This window comes from Halomonas sp. HG01, from assembly GCF_000968715.2.
GTDB lineage: Bacteria > Pseudomonadota > Gammaproteobacteria > Pseudomonadales > Halomonadaceae > Halomonas > Halomonas halophila.
Genome location: NZ_CP022134.1, coordinates 3,272,548 through 3,288,663, shown reverse-complemented (window position 1 = coordinate 3,288,663; position 16,116 = coordinate 3,272,548). Strand labels below are relative to the sequence as shown.

Genomic DNA, 16,116 nt, shown 5'->3' with positions numbered 1-16,116 from the left:
GTGTGATGCGGCTTGACGGAAGCGCCGAGTCAGCATAGAATCACCGACCTAGATTGATGCGGGGTGGAGCAGTCTGGTAGCTCGTCGGGCTCATAACCCGAAGGTCATCGGTTCAAATCCGGTCCCCGCTACCATCTTCCTGTCGGGCATGCAGGACCCTTGAGGGGCATGCCAGGCGTCGAGAAGTGGTATACAGGTTTCTTGAAAAGCCCCTTCCTGTGAAGGGGCTTTTTGTTAGCGGCCAGCTCGCCGGCAAGCATCGGCGGCGCTGATCCGGGCAACGCCAATCAGCCACCTGACTCTCCTGTTCACTCCCGGCCAGGTGCCTGATGCAACGGCTGTAGGAGCTTTCTTCCGTGGCAACCAAGGATGCTGCGCTGCACGCGCTGATCGAACCGGTGGTCTCGGCCATGGGGTTCGAGCTGTGGGGCATCGACTATCTGTCCCAGGGCAAACACTCTCGTCTGGTGATCTACATCGATCACGCCGATGGCGTGAGCGTGGATGATTGCGCCGACGTCAGCCGCCAGGTCAGTGCGGTGTTCGACGTCGAGGATCCCGTCAGCGGTGAATATCGGCTCGAGGTGTCCTCTCCGGGGATGGATCGCCCCCTGTTCACCCTCGAGCAGTTCGCGCGCTATGCCGGCCACAAGGTGGCGGTGAAGCTGCGGGTGCCGTTCGATGGGCGGCGCAAGTTTCAGGGCCTGCTGGCCGGCGTCGAGAACGATGAGGTGCTGGTGCGGCTCGACGACGAGGAATACTGCTTTCCCATCGAGAGCATCGATCAGGCGCGGGTCGTGCCGCAGTTCGAAGACTGAGGTCGATGCACAAGGACGGGTTTACTGGCGAGGCTAAGGCATGAGTAAAGAGATTCTGGCGGTCGTCGACGCGATCTCCAACGAAAAGGGTGTCCCCCGCGAGGTAATCTTCGAGGCCGTCGAGGCGGCGCTGGCCAGCGCGTCACGCAAGCGCTTCGAGGACGAGGAAGCCAGCGTGCGGGTTCATATCGACCGCATCACCGGCGACTACGAGACGTTCCGCCGCTGGGAGGTCGTCGAGGACGACGACTTCGACGGCCCGGACGCCCAGATCAAGCTGAGCTATGCCGAGCGTCGCGATCCGCCGCTGGGCCTCGGTGACGTGGTCGAGGAACAGATCGAGAACGCCGCCTTCGGTCGCATCGCGGCCCAGACCGCCAAGCAGGTCATCGTGCAGAAGGTGCGCGAGGCCGAGCGGGCCGAGGTGGTGCGCCTCTATGCCGACCGCGAGGGCGAACTGGTCGCCGGCATCGTCAAGAAGACGACACGAGATGGCCTGATCATCGACCTCGGCGAGAACGCCGAGGCCTTCCTGCCGCGCAGCGAGATGATCCCGGGCGAGCGCTACCGCATGAACGAGCGCGTCCGCGCGCTGCTGACCAAGGTCGATCCGGAGGCCCGCGGCGCCCAGCTGATCCTGTCGCGGACCTGCCCCGAGCTGATCATCGAACTGTTCAGCATCGAGGTGCCGGAAATCGCCGAGCAGCTCATCGAGATCAAGGGCGCGGCCCGCGATCCGGGCTCGCGGGCCAAGATCGCGGTCAAGACCAACGACCGCCGCATCGACCCGGTCGGCGCCTGCGTGGGCATGCGCGGTTCCCGGGTCCAGGCGGTGTCCACCGAGCTCCAGAACGAGCGCGTGGACATCGTGCTGTGGGACGACAACCCGGCCCAGCTGGTGATCAACGCCATGGCGCCGGCGGATGTCGCCTCGATTCTCGTCGACGAGGATTCCCACGCCATGGACGTGGCGGTCGCCGAGGACAACCTGGCCCAGGCCATCGGCCGTAGCGGCCAGAACGTGCGTCTGGCCTCCGAGCTCACCGGGTGGCGTCTCAACGTCATGACCGAAGCCGACGCCGAGGCCAAGCGCGACCAGGAGGTCGATAGCCTGGTCGAGCATTTCATCCAGCACCTGGACATCGACGACGACGTGGCACGCCTGCTCGTCGAGGAAGGCTTCACCTCCCTGGAGGAGGTCGCCTATGTCCCGGCGGAGGAAATGCTGGAGATCGAAGAGTTCGACGAGGATCTCGTCGAGGAGCTGCGCGCTCGTGCCAAGGACGAGCTGCTGAACCTGGCCATCGCTTCCGAAGAGGAGCTCGACGGTGCCGAACCGGCCGACGACCTGCTTGAGATGGACGGCATGGAGCGTCACCTGGCCTATATCCTGGCCAGCCGGGGCATCAAGACCATGGAGGACCTCGCCGAACAGTCCGTCGACGATTTGACGGATATCGAGGAACTGGACGAGGAGCGCGCCGCGGCACTGATCATGACTGCCCGTGCGCCTTGGTTCGAGAGCGAACAGTAAACGGGTCACGGGCTGAGGAGGGTCGTAATGTCAGAAATGACCGTTAAGGATTTTGCAGCGAAGGTGGGGCGTGAAGTGCCCCGTCTGCTGGAACAGATGAAAGAAGCCGGGCTCGAGCACAAGTCCGAGGGCGACGCCGTGTCCGAAGAGGACAAGCGTCAGCTGCTGGACTACCTCACCAAGAGTCACGGCGGGAGCGCCGAGAAGGCCGCGCCCAAGAACCGTATCACCCTGACCCGCAAGACGCGCAGCCGCATCAAGAGCGGCGACCGGGGCAAGAGCATCGAGGTGCAGGTCCGCAAGAAGCGCACCTACGTCAAGCGCGAGGAAGAGAAGCCCGCCGAGGAGCCGAAGTCGCAGGATCACGGTCCGCGTCAGCTGGTCGGTGACATGGCCGAGGCCGAAGCCAAGCGTCAGGCCGAGGAAGAGCAGCGCGCCGCCGAGCAGGCGGCCCGCGCGGCCGAGGAAAAGGCCCAGGCCGAGAAGGCCAAGGCCGACGCCGAGGCGGCCGCCAAGGCCGAGCCGGAGATCCCGGTGCCGGAGCTGGAAACCCCGGCGCCGTCCGAGCAGCCGCCGGCCCCGCCGAAGGAAGGCCGCACCGACCGCCGCGCCGCACCGGCCGGCAAGAAGGCCGGCAAGAAGGGCCGTCACGAGCGTGAGGACGACCGTGGCGATCGCGAAGAGCGTCGTCGCGGCGGCAAGAAGGCCAAGCGCGCCGAGCGTCGCGGCGGCCGTCGCGGTGGCAGCCAGGGCGGCGGCAAGCACGGCTTCCAGAAGCCGACGCAGCCGATCGTCCGCGAGGTCTCCATCCCCGAGTCGATCAGCGTCGCCGACCTGGCCGACAAGATGTCCATCAAGGCGAACGAGGTCATCAAGACCATGTTCACCATGGGCGCGGCGGTGACCATCAACCAGACCATCGATCAGGACACCGCGGCCATCGTGGTCGAGGAAATGGGTCACAAGCCCAAGCTGGTCAAGGACGATGCGCTGGAGACCGAGGTCCTCGAGAACATCTCCTATGAAGGCGATGAGATCACCCGTTCGCCGGTCGTGACCGTCATGGGTCACGTCGACCACGGCAAGACCTCGCTGCTCGACTACATCCGTCGCGCCAAGGTCGCCACCGGCGAGGCCGGCGGCATCACCCAGCACATCGGCGCCTACCACGTCGAGGACGATCACGGCGGCGTGACCTTCCTCGATACCCCGGGCCACGCGGCGTTCACCGCCATGCGTGCTCGCGGTGCCAAGGCCACCGACGTGGTGGTGCTGGTCGTGGCTGCCGATGACGGCGTCATGCCCCAGACCATCGAGGCCATCGAGCACTCGAAGGCCGCCGGCGTGCCGATGGTCGTCGCGGTCAACAAGATCGACAAGCAGGGCGCCGATCCGGACCGGGTCAAGAACGAGCTGTCCCAGCACGGCGTGATCTCGGAAGAGTGGGGTGGCGACACCCAGTTCGTGCACGTCTCCGCCAAGTCCGGCGATGGCATCGAGGGCCTGCTCGAGTCGATCCAGCTGGTCTCCGAAGTGCTCGAGCTCAAGGCCGTCCCCGAGGCGCCCGGCAAGGGCGTGGTGGTCGAGTCTCGCCTGGACAAGGGCCGTGGCCCGGTGGCCACCGTGCTGGTCCAGAACGGCACCCTGAAGAAGGGCGACATCGTGCTCGCCGGCCTGCACTACGGTCGCGTGCGTGCGCTGATCAACGAGCTCGGCCAGCAGGTCGACGACGCCGGTCCGGCCATGCCGGTCGAGATCCAGGGCCTGGACGGCACCCCGGAAGCGGGTGACGACTTCATGGTCCTCGACGACGAGAAGAAGGCCCGCGAGGTCGCCAACTTCCGTCAGGGCAAGTACCGCGAGGTGCGCCTGGCTCGCCAGCAGAAGGCCAAGCTGGAGAACATGTTCTCCCAGATGGGCCAGGAAGAGGTCGCCAAGGTCAACATCGTCCTCAAGGCCGACGTCCAGGGCTCCCTGGAGGCCATCAAGGGCGCGCTCGAAGAGCTGTCGACCGACGAAGTGCAGGTCGCCGTGGTGTCCTCCGGCGTGGGCGGTATCACCGGTACCGACGCCAACCTGGCGCTCGCCAGTGACGCCATCGTGGTCGGCTTCAACGTGCGTGCCGACGCCGCCGCTCGCGAGATCATCGAGCGCGAAGGTCTCGACCTGCGCTACTACAGCGTCATCTACCAGCTGATCGACGAGGTCAAGCAGGCGATGAGCGGCATGCTCGCGCCGGAGTGGAAGGAAGAGATCGTCGGCGTGGCCGAGGTTCGCGACGTCTTCAAGGCACCGAAGATCGGCGCCGTCGCCGGCTGCATGGTGGTCGAGGGCACCGTCTATCGCCACAAGAAGATCCGCGTGCTGCGCGAGAACGTGGTGATCTACGAGGGCGAGCTCGAGTCCCTGCGCCGCTACAAGGACGACGTCAACGAGGTTCGCAACGGTATCGAGTGCGGTATCGGCGTGAAGAACTACAACGACGTCCAGGTCGGCGACAAGATCGAGGTCTTCGATCAGGTCAAGGTCGAGCGGACGCTCTGACCGCGAGGAGCCGATCATGCGCGAGTTCAAGCGTACCGACCGGGTAGCCGACCAGCTCCAGAAGGAGCTGGCGGTACTCATCCAGCGCGAGATCAAGGATCCGCGCCTGGGCATGGTCACCGTCAGCGGGGTCACGGTCAGCCGTGACCTCGGCTATGCCGACGTCTACGTGACGCTGCTCGGCGAGCAGGATGCCGAGCGCATCAAGGAAAACCTCGGCGTGCTCAAGCGTGCCGCCGGTTTCCTGCGCGGGCAGATCGCCCGTCGCATCAAGCTGCGTCACGTCCCGGAGCTGCGCTTCCACTTCGACGAGAGCGTGGTGCGCGGTCAGCAGCTGTCCTCGCTGATCGACGAGGCGGTGGCGAGCGATCGCGACCGTCACGACGACGAGACCGAGGGTGGCGACGGCGAGCGCGGTGAGGGAGAGCGCGACTGATGGCGCGTCGCCGTCGCGGACTGCCGGTGAACGGTGTGCTGCTGCTGGACAAGCCTCAGGGCGCGTCCAGCAACCACGCGCTGCAGCGGGCCCGGCGCCTGTTCCAGGCGCAGAAGGCCGGCCACACTGGCACCCTCGATCCGATGGCCACCGGGCTGTTGCCGGTGTGCTTCGGCGAGGCGACCAAGTTCTCGGCCTTCCTGCTCGACGCCGACAAGGCGTATCGCACCCGGGTCGAACTCGGGACGATTACCGACTCCGGCGACGCCGAGGGCGAGGTGGTCGAGCGTCGCGAGGTGCCGCCCCTCGAGGAGGCCGACCTGCGCGGCGTGCTCGAGCGCTTCACCGGCGAGATCGACCAGGTGCCGCCGATGTATTCGGCGCTCAAGCACCAGGGGCGCAAGCTCTACGAGCTGGCCCGCGAGGGCAAGAGCGTGGAGCGTGCAGTGCGTCGCGTGACGGTGTATGATGCGCGCCTTCTCTCGTTCGAGGGCACGGCCTTCGAACTCGAGGTGCGGGTCAGCAAGGGCACCTACATCCGGACCCTGGCCGAGGACATCGGCGAGGCGCTCGGCTGCGGCGCCCATATCAGCGTCCTGCGACGGCTGGCCACCGGCCCTTTCGGCGCCGACGGCATGCTGACGCCGGAGGCCCTCGAGGCGCTGCCGGATCAGGCCGCACGCGAAGGCGTGCTGCTGCCGGTGGACGTGCTGGTGGCCGACCTGCCCAGGCTGGCCCTGGACGAGGCGGCGGCCAGCCGCCTGCTGCATGGCCAGAGCGCCAGGTGCGACACTGGTGAACTGCCGGTCGACGGCCTGACCAGACTCTACCGCGACGAGACCTTTCTGGGGCTCGGCGTGGTGAGAGCGGCGGGGGAGATCGCCCCGCGCCGCCTGCTGAGCACCGCCGAGGCGGACTCGGCATGATCCGGCCCTTCGGGGCCGGCGTGGAGACTGCAAATATGCGTGGTCTCCGACATTCACATCATTCAGGCATATTGCTGAACTGGAGAGACAGATGGCACTGACAGCCGAGCAGAAGGCCGAGATCGTCAACGAATACGGCCGTGGCGACAACGACACCGGTTCCCCCGAGGTGCAGGTGGCCCTGCTGACCGCCAACATCGACGGCCTGCAGGATCACTTCAAGACCAACAAGCAGGATCACCACTCTCGTCGTGGTCTGATCCGCATGGTCAACCAGCGCCGCAAGCTGCTGGACTACCTGAAGCGCAAGGACTTCGAGCGCTATCAGTCCCTGATTCAGCGCCTCGGCCTGCGTCGCTAAGGAAAAGGGTAATTCGCTACTGCGCTCGATAGCCTGGCCGTCGGCGGTGCTCGGAATCCTCATGTAGCAGGCTACATTCCGGTTCCTGCGCTCCGGCGGCGACCAGTCTCTCGTCGCTCGCAACGCGAATTCCTCCTTTTCTCGACGTAGACGTGAAACGGGCAGCCCTCCGGGGCTGCCCGTTTCGCGTTTATGGGGCGGGCATGGCCGCTTTGATCGAGGCGCCGGGGGCAGGTCGCAGCGAGGGTTTTTGCCATGGATGGCAAAAGTAGCGCCCAGGGATGGGTTCACAGCGCCTCGCGGAGGCCTGTCCCCGGATCAGCCTCGAATGCTCATGATTTGCGCAAGCAGTCGATGGGGAAATCTCACCCCCTGGTGGCCGCGCCGGGCGACACCCCCTAAAATGGTCGCCGAGTCGAAACGACCCGAACATGAATCGAAAAGCTGAAGGAAGTCGCCGTGAACCCGGTCAAGAAAACGTTTGAGTACGGTCGCAGCACCGTCACCCTGGAAACCGGGCGCATCGCCCGCCAGGCCTCCGGTGCCGTGATGGTCACCATGGACGACACCGTGGTGCTGTGCACCGTGGTGGCGAAGAAGGACGTCAATCCCGCCCAGCCGTTCTTCCCGCTGTCCGTCCACTACCAGGAGAAGACCTACTCTGTCGGCAAGATTCCCGGCGGCTTCTTCAAGCGTGAGGGGCGGCCCACCGAGAAGGAGACCCTCACCTCGCGCCTGATCGATCGCCCGATCCGCCCGCTGTTCCCGAAGGGCTTCATGAACGAGGTCCAGGTCATCTGCACGGTGCTCTCCGCCGACCGTAACCAGGACCCGGACATCGCCGCCATGATCGGCACCTCCGCCGCCCTGGCCGTCTCCGGTGTGCCCTTCAACGGCCCGATCGGCGCCGCCCGCGTCGGCTTCACCGAGGACAAGGGCTACTTCCTCAATCCCAGCGTCGAGGAGCTCGCCAGCTCCGAGCTGAACATGGTCGTCGCCGGCACCGAGAAGGCCGTGCTGATGGTCGAGTCCGAGGCCAGCGAGCTGCTCGAGGACGAGATGCTGGGCGCCGTGCTCTACGGCCACCAGGAGATGCAGGTCGCCGTCTCCGCCATCAACGAGCTGGCCGCCGAGGCCGGCAAGCCGCGCTGGGACTGGCAGCCGGCCGCCGAGAACACCGCCCTCAAGGACGCCGTGGCGCTGGGCTTCGAGGCCAAGGTCGGCGAGGCCTATCGGATCACCGACAAGATGGCCCGCCAGGATGCCCTGTCCGCGCTGAAGGACGAGGCCGTGGCCCAGCTGGCCGGTGAAGAAGAAGGCCAGTTCGCCGCCGACGAGGTCAAGGGCGCCTTCGCCGGTCTCGAGAAGCGCGTCGTGCGCTCCCGCGTCATCCAGGGCGAGCCGCGCATCGACGGCCGCGACCACAAGACCGTGCGTCCGCTGGACATCGAGGTCGGTGGCCTGCCCAAGACCCACGGTTCGGCGATCTTCACCCGCGGCGAAACCCAGGCCGTGGTCGTGGCCACCCTCGGCACCCTGCGCGACGCCCAGCTGATCGAATCGCTGGAAGGCGAGCGAAAGGACCGCTTCCTGCTGCACTACAACTTCCCGCCCTACAGCGTGGGCGAGGCCGGCTTCATGGGCGGTCCCAAGCGTCGCGAGATCGGCCACGGCCGTCTGGCCCGCCGCGGCGTCCAGGCCATGCTGCCGAGCGAGGACGACTTCCCCTACACCATTCGCGTGGTGTCCGAGATCACCGAGTCCAACGGCTCCAGCTCCATGGCCTCCGTGTGCGGCTCCTCGCTGGCCCTGATGGACGCCGGCGTGCCGATGAAGGCCCCGGTGGCCGGCATCGCCATGGGCCTGGTCAAGGACGATGACGGCTACGCCGTGCTGACCGACATCCTCGGCGACGAGGACCACCTCGGCGACATGGACTTCAAGGTGGCCGGTTCCGCCGAGGGCGTCACCGCCCTGCAGATGGACATCAAGATCGAGGGCATCAACGAGGAGATCATGGAGCAGGCGCTCCAGCAGGCCAACGAGGCCCGCCTGAGCATCCTCGAGCAGATGAACACCGTGATCGCCAAGAGCCGCGAGGAGGTCTCCGACAACGCGCCCTCCATGGCCACCATCAAGATCGATCCGGAGAAGATCCGCGACGTCATCGGCAAGGGCGGCGCCACCATCCGCAAGATCTGCGAGGACACCGGCGCCTCCATCGACCTGGACGACGACGGCACCGTACGCATCTACGCCGAGGAGAAGTCGGCGGCCAAGGCGGCCATCGACACCGTGCTGGCGATCACCGCCGAGCCGGAAATCGGCAAGCTCTATCGCGGCAAGGTGGTGCGGATCGCCGACTTCGGCGCCTTCGTCAACATCATGCCCGGCACCGATGGCCTGGTGCACATCTCCCAGATCGTGCCCGAGCGCGTCAATGACGTGCGTGATTTCCTCAACGAGGGTGACGAGGCCGTGGTCAAGGTGCTCGACATCGACAACCGCAACCGGGTGAAGCTGACCATCAAGGAGATCACCCCGGAAGAGAAGGCCGCCTTCGAGGCCGAGGAAGCCGAGACCGACGAGCTCTAAGCGAGCGGTCATTGAGCCGAACGCCCCCGTGGCTCACGCCGCGGGGGCGTTCTCGTTCCGGGGCCCTGGCCCCGCCATCGATCAGGGACGACCCATGACGCGCCACGAATCCGCTCCGTCATCCACCGCCCCCAGGACCGTCACCCAGCGTCGCGACTGGCTGGGCGTGGGCGCGGTGATGATCGGTATCTTCCTGCTGGTCACCGCCGAGCAGCTGCCCATCGGGCTGCTGTCCCAGGTGGCCGACTCGCTGTCCGTGACTTCCGGTACCGCCGGCCTTTTGATCACCGTGCCCGGTGTGGTGGCAGCCTTCGCCGCGCCGCTGCTGCCGGTGGCGGTGGGCCGGCTCGACCGCCGCTGGCTGTTGACCGGGCTGATGACGCTGATGACCCTGGCCAGCCTGCTGGGCGCGCTGGCCGACGACTTCGCCATGCTGCTCGTGACCAGGGTGCTGGTGGGCGTGTGCATCGGCGGCTTCTGGGCCATCGCCGGCGGGCTGGCCTCGCGGCTGGTGGCCCTGGAGCAGGTGCCGCGGGCCATGTCGCTGATCTTCAGCGGCGTGGCCGGGGCCTCGGTGCTCGGCGTGCCGGCGGGTACCTGGCTCGGCGAGCACACCGACTGGCGCATCGCCTTCGGCTCGCTGGCCGGGCTGAGCCTGCTGGTGACCATTGCCCTGTGGCGGCTGCTGCCGAGCCTGCCGGCGCAGCAGCCGGTGCGGCTGTCCAACCTGGCCGGCCAGTTCGCCAGCCGCGGCGTGCGGGTCGGCGTGGCCGCCACCGCGCTGATCGTGATGGGCCACTTCGCCGCCTACACCTTCGTCAGCCCGATCCTGCAGGAGATCGCCGGCATACCCCTGGCGAGCGTCAGCGCCCTGCTGCTCTGCTACGGCGCGGCCGGGCTGCTGGGCAACTTCCTCGCCGGCACCGCCGCCGGGCGACGGCCCTACGCCACGGTGCTGGTGATTCCGCTGCTGCTGGCGATCGCGACCCTGGCCTTCCCCTGGCTGGGGCGCGAGCCGGCGGCCGCGATCGGGCTGTTGATGCTGTGGGGCGCGGTGTTCGGCAGCATCTCGGTGAGCCTGCAGACCTGGATCCTCAAGAGCGCCCTGAATACCGAGGCCGCCACCGCGCTGATGGCCTTCGTTTTCAACCTGTCGATCGGCATCGGGGCCATGGCCGGCGGCCGGGTGGTGGATGCCATCGGCCTGAGCGGCGTGCTGCTCGGCGCCGGCGGACTGTTCGTGCTGGCCGCGGCACTGGTGGCACGCACGCCCTCGCGGGTGGTCGGGCCGCCTCAGGGCTGAAGACGAGAGACACCAGCCAGAACGCAAAAGCCCCCGCTCATCGGAGCGGGGGCTTTTTTCGTGGTGAGGCGTCGTGGCAGTCGCTTAACGTTCGATCGCCAGCGCCACGCCCTGCCCGCCGCCGATACACAGCGTCGCCAGGCCCTTCCTGGCATCGCGGGCGATCATCTCGTGCACCAGGGTCACCAGGATGCGGCAGCCGGAGGCGCCGATCGGGTGGCCCAGCGCGATGGCGCCGCCGTTGACGTTGATCATCGAGGTGTCCCAGCCGAGCTCCTTGTTCACCGCCAGCGCCTGGGCGGCGAAGGCCTCGTTGGCCTCGACCAGGTCCAGGTCCTCGAGGCTCCAGCCGGCCTTGTCGAGGCAGCGGCGGGTGGCCGGGGCCGGGCCGATGCCCATGATCGCCGGGTCGACGCCGGCGTTGGAATAGGCCTTGATGCGGGCCAGCGGCTCCAGGCCCAGGGCCTTGGCCTTCTCGGCGGAGCACAGCATCACCACGGCGGCGCCGTCGTTGATCGAGGAGGCGTTGCCGGCGGTCACGCTGCCGTCCTTCTTGAACGCCGGGCGCATGCCGCCGAGCTTCTCCGCGGTGGTCTCGCGGGGGTTCTCGTCGGTGTCGAACACCAGCGGGTCGCCCTTGCGCTGGGGAATCTCCACCGGAACGATCTGGCCCTTGAACTTGCCTTCCTTGATCGCGGCGGAGGCCTTCTGCTGGGAGCCGGCGGCGAACGCGTCCATCTCCTCGCGGGTGATGCCGTACTTCTCGGCCAGGTTCTCGGCGGTGATGCCCATGTGGAAGTCGTTGAAGGCATCCCACAGGCCGTCATGAACCATGGAGTCGATGGCCTTCCAGTCGCCCATGCGCTGGCCGGTGCGCGAATTGGGCAGCACGTGCGGAGAGAGCGACATGTTCTCCTGGCCGCCGGCCAGGATCAGCTCGGCGTCGCCGCAGCGAATCGCCTGGGTGGCCAGGTGCAGGGCCTTGAGGCCCGAGCCGCAGACCTTGTTGATGGTCATGGCCGGCACCGCGTCGGGCAGTCCGCCCTTGATGGCGGCCTGGCGGGCCGGGTTCTGGCCGGTGCCGGCAGTCAGCACCTGGCCGAGCAGCACCTCGTCGACCTGCTCCGGGGCCACGCCGGTGCCGGCGAGGATGTCCTTGATCACATGGGCGCCTAGGTCGCTGGCGGGGATGCCGGCGAGGGAGCCGCCGAAGGCGCCGACGGCGGTGCGACGGGCGGCAACGATGACCACTTCTTGCATGAGGCTTACTCCTGAAGATTCGCGGACGAGCGTCCGCTCAGCATAGGGGACTTTTGTGCGCTGCGGCAATCCCCGCCGAGTCGGCTCGGCTAGAACTTCAGTATAGGCACGCGGGAGAAGGACGAGAGGAGAGGCCGGGGCGGGCGCCCCGGCCGGGGAGCATCAGGCCAGCTGGACGGGGATGGCGTTGCTGGTGTGGCTGACGACGTTGCCTTCCTTGAGGTAGACCAGCGAGGGCTGGTGATCGTCGAGCTCGGCCTGTTCGTACTGGGCGTAGCTGCAGATGATCACCCGCTCGCCGGCGTTGGCCAGGTGGGCGGCGGCGCCGTTGACCGAGATCACCTTGGAGCCTTCCTCGGCGCGGATGGCATAAGTGGTGAAGCGGTGGCCGCTCTCGACGTTGTAGATCTGGATCTGCTCGTTGTCACGGATGCCGGACATGTCGAGCAGCTCGCCGTCGATGGCGCAGGAGCCTTCGTAGTTCAGCACCGAGTGGGTGACGCGGGCCATGTGCAGCTTGGCCTTGAGCATGGTGGTCAGCATGAAAGGGGAACTCCTTCGTGGCGTGGCCGGGCCCTCAGCGGGGGAGGGTCAGCGACAGGTTGTCGATCAGTCGGGTCGGGCCCAGGCGCGCCGCGGTGAGCAGCACGGCGTCGCGCGTGGTGTCGCCAACCGGGCCCAGGTCGGCGGCACGCAGTTCCAGATAGTCGGGGACGAAGCCCGCCTCGCGCAGCCGCTCGAGGCCGCGGGTCAGGCTGTCGTCGACCGGCTCGCCGCCCTCCAGCGCCTCGCGCAGGGCGCACAGGGTGCGATACAGCTCGGGCGCCACGGCGCGCTGCGCCGTGTCCAGATAGCCGTTGCGCGAGGACAGCGCCAGGCCGTCCTCGGCGCGCTCGATCGGCACCCCGACGATCTCGAGCGGCAGGTGCAGGTCGGCCACCAGGCGGCGGATCACCGCCAGCTGCTGGTAGTCCTTCTCGCCGAAGCAGGCCAGGTCCGGCTGCACCAGGTTGAACAGCATGGTGACCACGGTGGCCACGCCGTCGAAGTGACCGGGACGGTCGCCGCCGCACAGCCCCTCGGAGACCTCGGGCACGCTGACCCGGGTCTGGGCGTCCAGGCCGCGCGGGTAGACGGTGGCCACGTCGGGGGCGAACAGCAGGTCGCAGCCGGCGGCCTCGAGGTGGGCCTGATCGTCGGCCAGGGTGCGCGGATAGGCGTCGAGGTCCTCGTTCGGCCCGAACTGCATCGGATTGACGAAGATGGTCGCCACCACCACGTCGGCGCGGCGCCGTGCCTCGGCGACCAGCGCCAGGTGGCCGGCGTGCAGGTTGCCCATGGTCGGCACCAGGCCGATGGTGCGGCCGGCGCGGCGATGCTCGGCCAGCATCTCGCGCAGCGTGGCGACGTCGTTCAGGGTCTGCATCAGAAGCCGTGCTCCTCGGCGGGGAAGCGCCGTGCCTTGACGTCCTCGTGGTAGCGGCGGAAGGCGCCCTGGACGTCGTCGGCCTCGGCCAGGAAGTTCTTCACGAAGCGCGGCTTGCGGCCGGCGGTGACGCCGAGCACGTCGTGCATCACCAGGATCTGGCCGTCGGTGCCGGCGCCGGCGCCGATGCCGATCACCGGCACGTCCAGGGCCTCGCTCACGGCGCGGCCGAGGCTCGCCGGCACGCACTCGAGCAGGATCACCGAGGCGCCGGCCTCGGCCAGGGTGCGGGCATCCTCGAGGATGCGTTCGGCCTGGCCGGCGTCGCGCCCCTGGACCTTGTAGCCGCCCAGCTGGTGGACGGTCTGCGGGGTCAGGCCCAGATGGGCGCACACCGGCACGCCGCGGCGGGAGAGCTCGCGGATGCCGTCGGCCATCCAGGCCTCGCCTTCCACCTTGACCATCTCGGCGCCGGCACGCATCAGCGCCCCGGCGTCCTCGAGCAGGCGTTCGGTGGTGGTGTTGCTCATGAAGGGCAGGTCGACCATCAGCAGGCTCGCGCCCTTGCCGCGGGCCACGCAGCGGGTGTGATAGCAGACGTCGTCCAGGGTCACCGGCAGGGTGCTGGTGTGGCCCTGCAGGACCATGCCCAGGGAATCGCCGACCAGCAGCACCTCGATGCCGGCCTCGCTGGCGGCATGGGCGAAGGTGGCGTCGTAGGCGGTCAGGCAGCTGAAGGTTTCACCGGCGCGCTTGAAGGCCTGCAGCGTGCTCAGGGTGACGGTTTTCATGGCGTGCTCTCGTGTCGTGATCCGGCGCTCGGCGAAGGCCGCGCTCTTGTGTAACCGCGCATTGTTACCCGAACCGGTCGAGGGTGTCGATAGGTAACAGGCGGGGCGTCACTCGGCGGTATCGGGTAACACTCGGCGCAGTCCGGCCTGGTCGAGGTCGGCGGCCAGATGCGCGACGGTTCGGCCGTTGGGCAGGCGCAGCGCCGGGGCGAGCTCGGCCATTGGCACCAGCACGAAGGCGCGGTTCGCCATTTCCGCGTGGGGCAGCGTCAGTCGTGGCGTCGTCATTTCGTGATCGTCGAACAGCAGCAGGTCGAGGTCCAGGGTGCGCGGCCCCCAGCGGCGGCCACGGACACGTCCGTGGCGCTGCTCGAGGGCCTGCAGCTGGTCGAGCAGGGCCAGCGGCGACAGCCGGGTCTCCAGCTCGGCCACGGCGTTGACGAAGTCGGGCTGGTCGGCCGGGCCCAGCGGGCGGCTGGCGTAGCGCCACGAGGCCCGGCGCCGCCGGGTCAGCGGCAGGGCGTCGAGCTCGGTCAGGGCGCGCTCGACGTGGCCGTGGGGGTCGTCGAGGTTGCTGCCAAGCCCGATCCAGGCACGGTGTGGGGCGCTCATGAGTCGTCGTTGGACGGCTTGCGGCGACGACGGCGGCGCCGGCGCTTGTTGCGTGGGGCGGGGGTGCCGGCGGGGTCGGCGTCGACCTTGCCCAGCAGGCGACGCTGCTCGTGCTCGTCGGCGTCCTGGAAGGCGGTCCACCAGTCGCCGAGGCCGGGCTCCATCTCGCCGGCGGCTTCGCGCACCAGCAGGAAGTCGTAGGCGGCGCGGAAACGCGGGTGCTCGCGGGTCTGGAAGACGCGTTTGCCGCGGCGCAGCTGCAGGCGCTGCTGCAGGTCCCAGATGTCGCGCATCGGCAGGCTGAAGCGCTTGGGAATGGACACGTGCTGCAGCTGGCGCGAGATGACCTGCTGGGAGGCGGCCTGCTGGGCCGGGATGGGCGGCATGCCGTCGGCCTCCAGGGCCTGCTGGCGCAGCTGCACCGGGCCCCACAGCAGGGCGGCGAACAGGAAGGCCGGCGTGACCGGGCGATCGTCGCGGACGCGGCGGTCGGTGCTGGTCAGGGCGCGCTCGATGACTGCCTCGGCCCAGGGCAGCTCTTCCATGGCCTCGTCGGCCTCGGGGAACAGCATGGCGAACAGGCCGTAGTCGCGCAGCAGATGGAAGGTCTCGACGCCGTGGCCGCTCATGAACAGCTTGAGGACCTCGTCGAACAGTCGCGCCGGCGGTACCTGGAGCAGCAGCTCGGCCAGCTCGGCGATCGGCGCCTCGGTGGCCGGGGCGATGTCGAAGTCGAGCTTGGCGGCGAAGCGCACCGCACGCAGCATGCGTACCGGGTCCTCGCGGTAGCGGGTCGCCGGGTCGCCGATCAGCCGCAGGGTGCGATCCTCGATGTCCTGGACGCCGCCGGCGAAGTCGTGGATCGAGAAGTCGGCGATGTTGTAGTAGAGCGCGTTGATCGTGAAGTCGCGCCGGATGGCGTCCTCCTCGATGTTGCCCCAGACGTTGTCGCGCAGCAGCATGCCGTCGTCCGACTGCTGGGCGATATGGTCGGCGTGATCGTCGCTGGGCTTGCCGCGGAAGGTGGTGACCTCGATCACCTCGCGGCCGAAGCGCACGTGGACGATACGGAAGCGGCGCCCGACGATGCGCGAGTTCCGGAACAGCTCGCGGACCTGCTCCGGGGTGGCGTCGGTGGCCACGTCGAAGTCCTTGGGCATGCGGCCGAGCAGGGAGTCGCGGATGCAGCCCCCCACCAGGAAGGCCTCATGGCCGGCGTTGTGCAGCCGGTACAGCACCTTGAGGGCGGCGTCGCTGAAGTGCTGGCGAGAGACCGGGTGCTCGTCGCGGGGAATGATGCGCAGCTCGGGGAGGGCGGCCGACGGCTCCTGAGGGCCGAACAGCGACCGGAGGCGCTCGCCCGGGCTCTGCAGAAAGCGGGTAAATCCTTTGATCATGCGGCGTTGTCGACTCGCGGGGTACAAAAGAGGGTACGAAAGGCGTTGAGTGTAGCGAACACCCGACACCTTGCAAAGCGTGGGGCCGCTGACCCGCCGCCTGGAAATGGAAA

At 68.0% G+C, this 16,116-nt stretch carries 14 protein-coding genes and 1 tRNA gene; 9 read left to right on the top strand and 6 right to left on the bottom strand.

Annotated elements, in window-relative coordinates; genetic code table 11:
* Nucleotides 1-57 precede the first annotated feature (57 nt).
* From UN84_RS15560 to UN84_RS15520, 9 genes are all read left to right on the top strand, one after another.
* Nucleotides 58-134, top strand: a tRNA-Met gene (locus tag UN84_RS15560).
* A 222-nt stretch (nucleotides 135-356) separates the two neighbouring features.
* Complete coding sequence (rimP, locus tag UN84_RS15555) at nucleotides 357-818, top strand: ribosome maturation factor RimP (RefSeq protein ID WP_046079364.1); 462 nt, start codon at nucleotides 357-359, stop codon at nucleotides 816-818.
* A gap of 40 nt (nucleotides 819-858) precedes the next feature.
* Nucleotides 859-2,352, top strand: a complete 1,494-nt coding sequence (gene nusA, locus UN84_RS15550; RefSeq protein ID WP_035592986.1) for a transcription termination factor NusA — start codon at nucleotides 859-861, stop codon at nucleotides 2,350-2,352.
* A gap of 27 nt (nucleotides 2,353-2,379) precedes the next feature.
* Nucleotides 2,380-4,896, top strand: a complete 2,517-nt coding sequence (gene infB / locus UN84_RS15545; RefSeq protein ID WP_035592988.1) for a translation initiation factor IF-2 — start codon at nucleotides 2,380-2,382, stop codon at nucleotides 4,894-4,896.
* A gap of 16 nt (nucleotides 4,897-4,912) precedes the next feature.
* Complete coding sequence (gene rbfA, locus UN84_RS15540; RefSeq protein ID WP_035592990.1) at nucleotides 4,913-5,332, top strand: 30S ribosome-binding factor RbfA; 420 nt, start codon at nucleotides 4,913-4,915, stop codon at nucleotides 5,330-5,332.
* On the top strand, nucleotides 5,332-6,258 hold the full coding sequence (gene truB / locus UN84_RS15535; RefSeq protein WP_046079365.1) for a tRNA pseudouridine(55) synthase TruB: 927 nt from the start codon (nucleotides 5,332-5,334) through the stop codon (nucleotides 6,256-6,258). The genes rbfA and truB overlap by 1 nt, the downstream gene beginning before the upstream one ends.
* 91 nt (nucleotides 6,259-6,349) lie before the next feature.
* The gene (gene rpsO, locus UN84_RS15530; protein WP_016853973.1) at nucleotides 6,350-6,619 is read left to right on the top strand and encodes a 30S ribosomal protein S15; all 270 of its coding nucleotides are present in this window, start codon (nucleotides 6,350-6,352) and stop codon (nucleotides 6,617-6,619) included.
* Nucleotides 6,620-7,078: 459 nt separating this feature from the next.
* A complete protein-coding gene (gene pnp, locus UN84_RS15525; RefSeq protein WP_173835027.1) occupies nucleotides 7,079-9,214 on the top strand; it encodes a polyribonucleotide nucleotidyltransferase in 2,136 nt (711 codons plus the stop codon).
* 94 nt (nucleotides 9,215-9,308) lie between these two features.
* Nucleotides 9,309-10,517 carry an MFS transporter gene (locus UN84_RS15520; RefSeq protein ID WP_082090907.1) on the top strand — a complete coding sequence of 403 codons (1,209 nt, stop codon included), beginning with the start codon at nucleotides 9,309-9,311 and terminating at the stop codon, nucleotides 10,515-10,517.
* Nucleotides 10,518-10,601: 84 nt separating this feature from the next.
* Here the strand turns inward: UN84_RS15520 and UN84_RS15515 are convergent, their stop codons facing one another.
* The 6 genes from UN84_RS15515 to pcnB all read right to left on the bottom strand — a co-directional run bounded on the left by UN84_RS15515 (nucleotide 10,602) and on the right by pcnB (nucleotide 16,003).
* Nucleotides 10,602-11,777, bottom strand: coding sequence for an acetyl-CoA C-acetyltransferase (locus tag UN84_RS15515; RefSeq protein WP_046079367.1), 1,176 nt, complete (start codon nucleotides 11,775-11,777; stop codon nucleotides 10,602-10,604).
* A 162-nt stretch (nucleotides 11,778-11,939) separates the two neighbouring features.
* Entirely contained in the window at nucleotides 11,940-12,320 is a 381-nt protein-coding gene (panD, locus tag UN84_RS15510) for an aspartate 1-decarboxylase (RefSeq protein ID WP_035592999.1), read from the bottom strand.
* Between the two features lie 34 nt (nucleotides 12,321-12,354).
* Nucleotides 12,355-13,203 (bottom strand): pantoate--beta-alanine ligase, encoded by an 849-nt coding sequence (gene panC / locus UN84_RS15505; protein WP_046079368.1) that lies wholly within the window; start codon nucleotides 13,201-13,203, stop codon nucleotides 12,355-12,357.
* Nucleotides 13,203-13,994, bottom strand: coding sequence for a 3-methyl-2-oxobutanoate hydroxymethyltransferase (gene panB / locus UN84_RS15500; protein ID WP_046079369.1), 792 nt, complete (start codon nucleotides 13,992-13,994; stop codon nucleotides 13,203-13,205). Before panB ends, panC begins: the two co-directional genes overlap by 1 nt.
* 108 nt (nucleotides 13,995-14,102) lie before the next feature.
* Nucleotides 14,103-14,606: a 2-amino-4-hydroxy-6-hydroxymethyldihydropteridine diphosphokinase gene (gene folK / locus UN84_RS15495; protein WP_046079370.1), complete on the bottom strand. Its 504-nt coding sequence runs from the start codon at nucleotides 14,604-14,606 to the stop codon at nucleotides 14,103-14,105.
* Nucleotides 14,603-16,003: a polynucleotide adenylyltransferase PcnB gene (pcnB, locus tag UN84_RS15490; protein WP_046079371.1), complete on the bottom strand. Its 1,401-nt coding sequence runs from the start codon at nucleotides 16,001-16,003 to the stop codon at nucleotides 14,603-14,605. The genes folK and pcnB overlap by 4 nt, the downstream gene beginning before the upstream one ends.
* Nucleotides 16,004-16,116: the final 113 nt, after the last annotated feature.

Bases quoted from the DNA above. Each gene is read 5' to 3' on its own strand.
- UN84_RS15515 (WP_046079367.1), bottom strand. From the start codon at position 11,777: ATGCAAGAAGTGGTCATCGTTGCCGCCCGTCGCACCGCCGTCGGCGCC.
- folK (WP_046079370.1), bottom strand. From the start codon at position 14,606: ATGAGCGCCCCACACCGTGCCTGGATCGGGCTTGGCAGCAACCTCGAC.
- infB (WP_035592988.1), top strand. From the start codon at position 2,380: ATGTCAGAAATGACCGTTAAGGATTTTGCAGCGAAGGTGGGGCGTGAA.
- panD (WP_035592999.1), bottom strand. From the start codon at position 12,320: ATGCTGACCACCATGCTCAAGGCCAAGCTGCACATGGCCCGCGTCACC.
- panB (WP_046079369.1), bottom strand. From the start codon at position 13,994: ATGAAAACCGTCACCCTGAGCACGCTGCAGGCCTTCAAGCGCGCCGGT.
- panC (WP_046079368.1), bottom strand. From the start codon at position 13,203: ATGCAGACCCTGAACGACGTCGCCACGCTGCGCGAGATGCTGGCCGAG.
- pcnB (WP_046079371.1), bottom strand. From the start codon at position 16,003: ATGATCAAAGGATTTACCCGCTTTCTGCAGAGCCCGGGCGAGCGCCTC.
- rpsO (WP_016853973.1), top strand. From the start codon at position 6,350: ATGGCACTGACAGCCGAGCAGAAGGCCGAGATCGTCAACGAATACGGC.
- UN84_RS15520 (WP_082090907.1), top strand. From the start codon at position 9,309: ATGACGCGCCACGAATCCGCTCCGTCATCCACCGCCCCCAGGACCGTC.
- rbfA (WP_035592990.1), top strand. From the start codon at position 4,913: ATGCGCGAGTTCAAGCGTACCGACCGGGTAGCCGACCAGCTCCAGAAG.
- truB (WP_046079365.1), top strand. From the start codon at position 5,332: ATGGCGCGTCGCCGTCGCGGACTGCCGGTGAACGGTGTGCTGCTGCTG.
- nusA (WP_035592986.1), top strand. From the start codon at position 859: ATGAGTAAAGAGATTCTGGCGGTCGTCGACGCGATCTCCAACGAAAAG.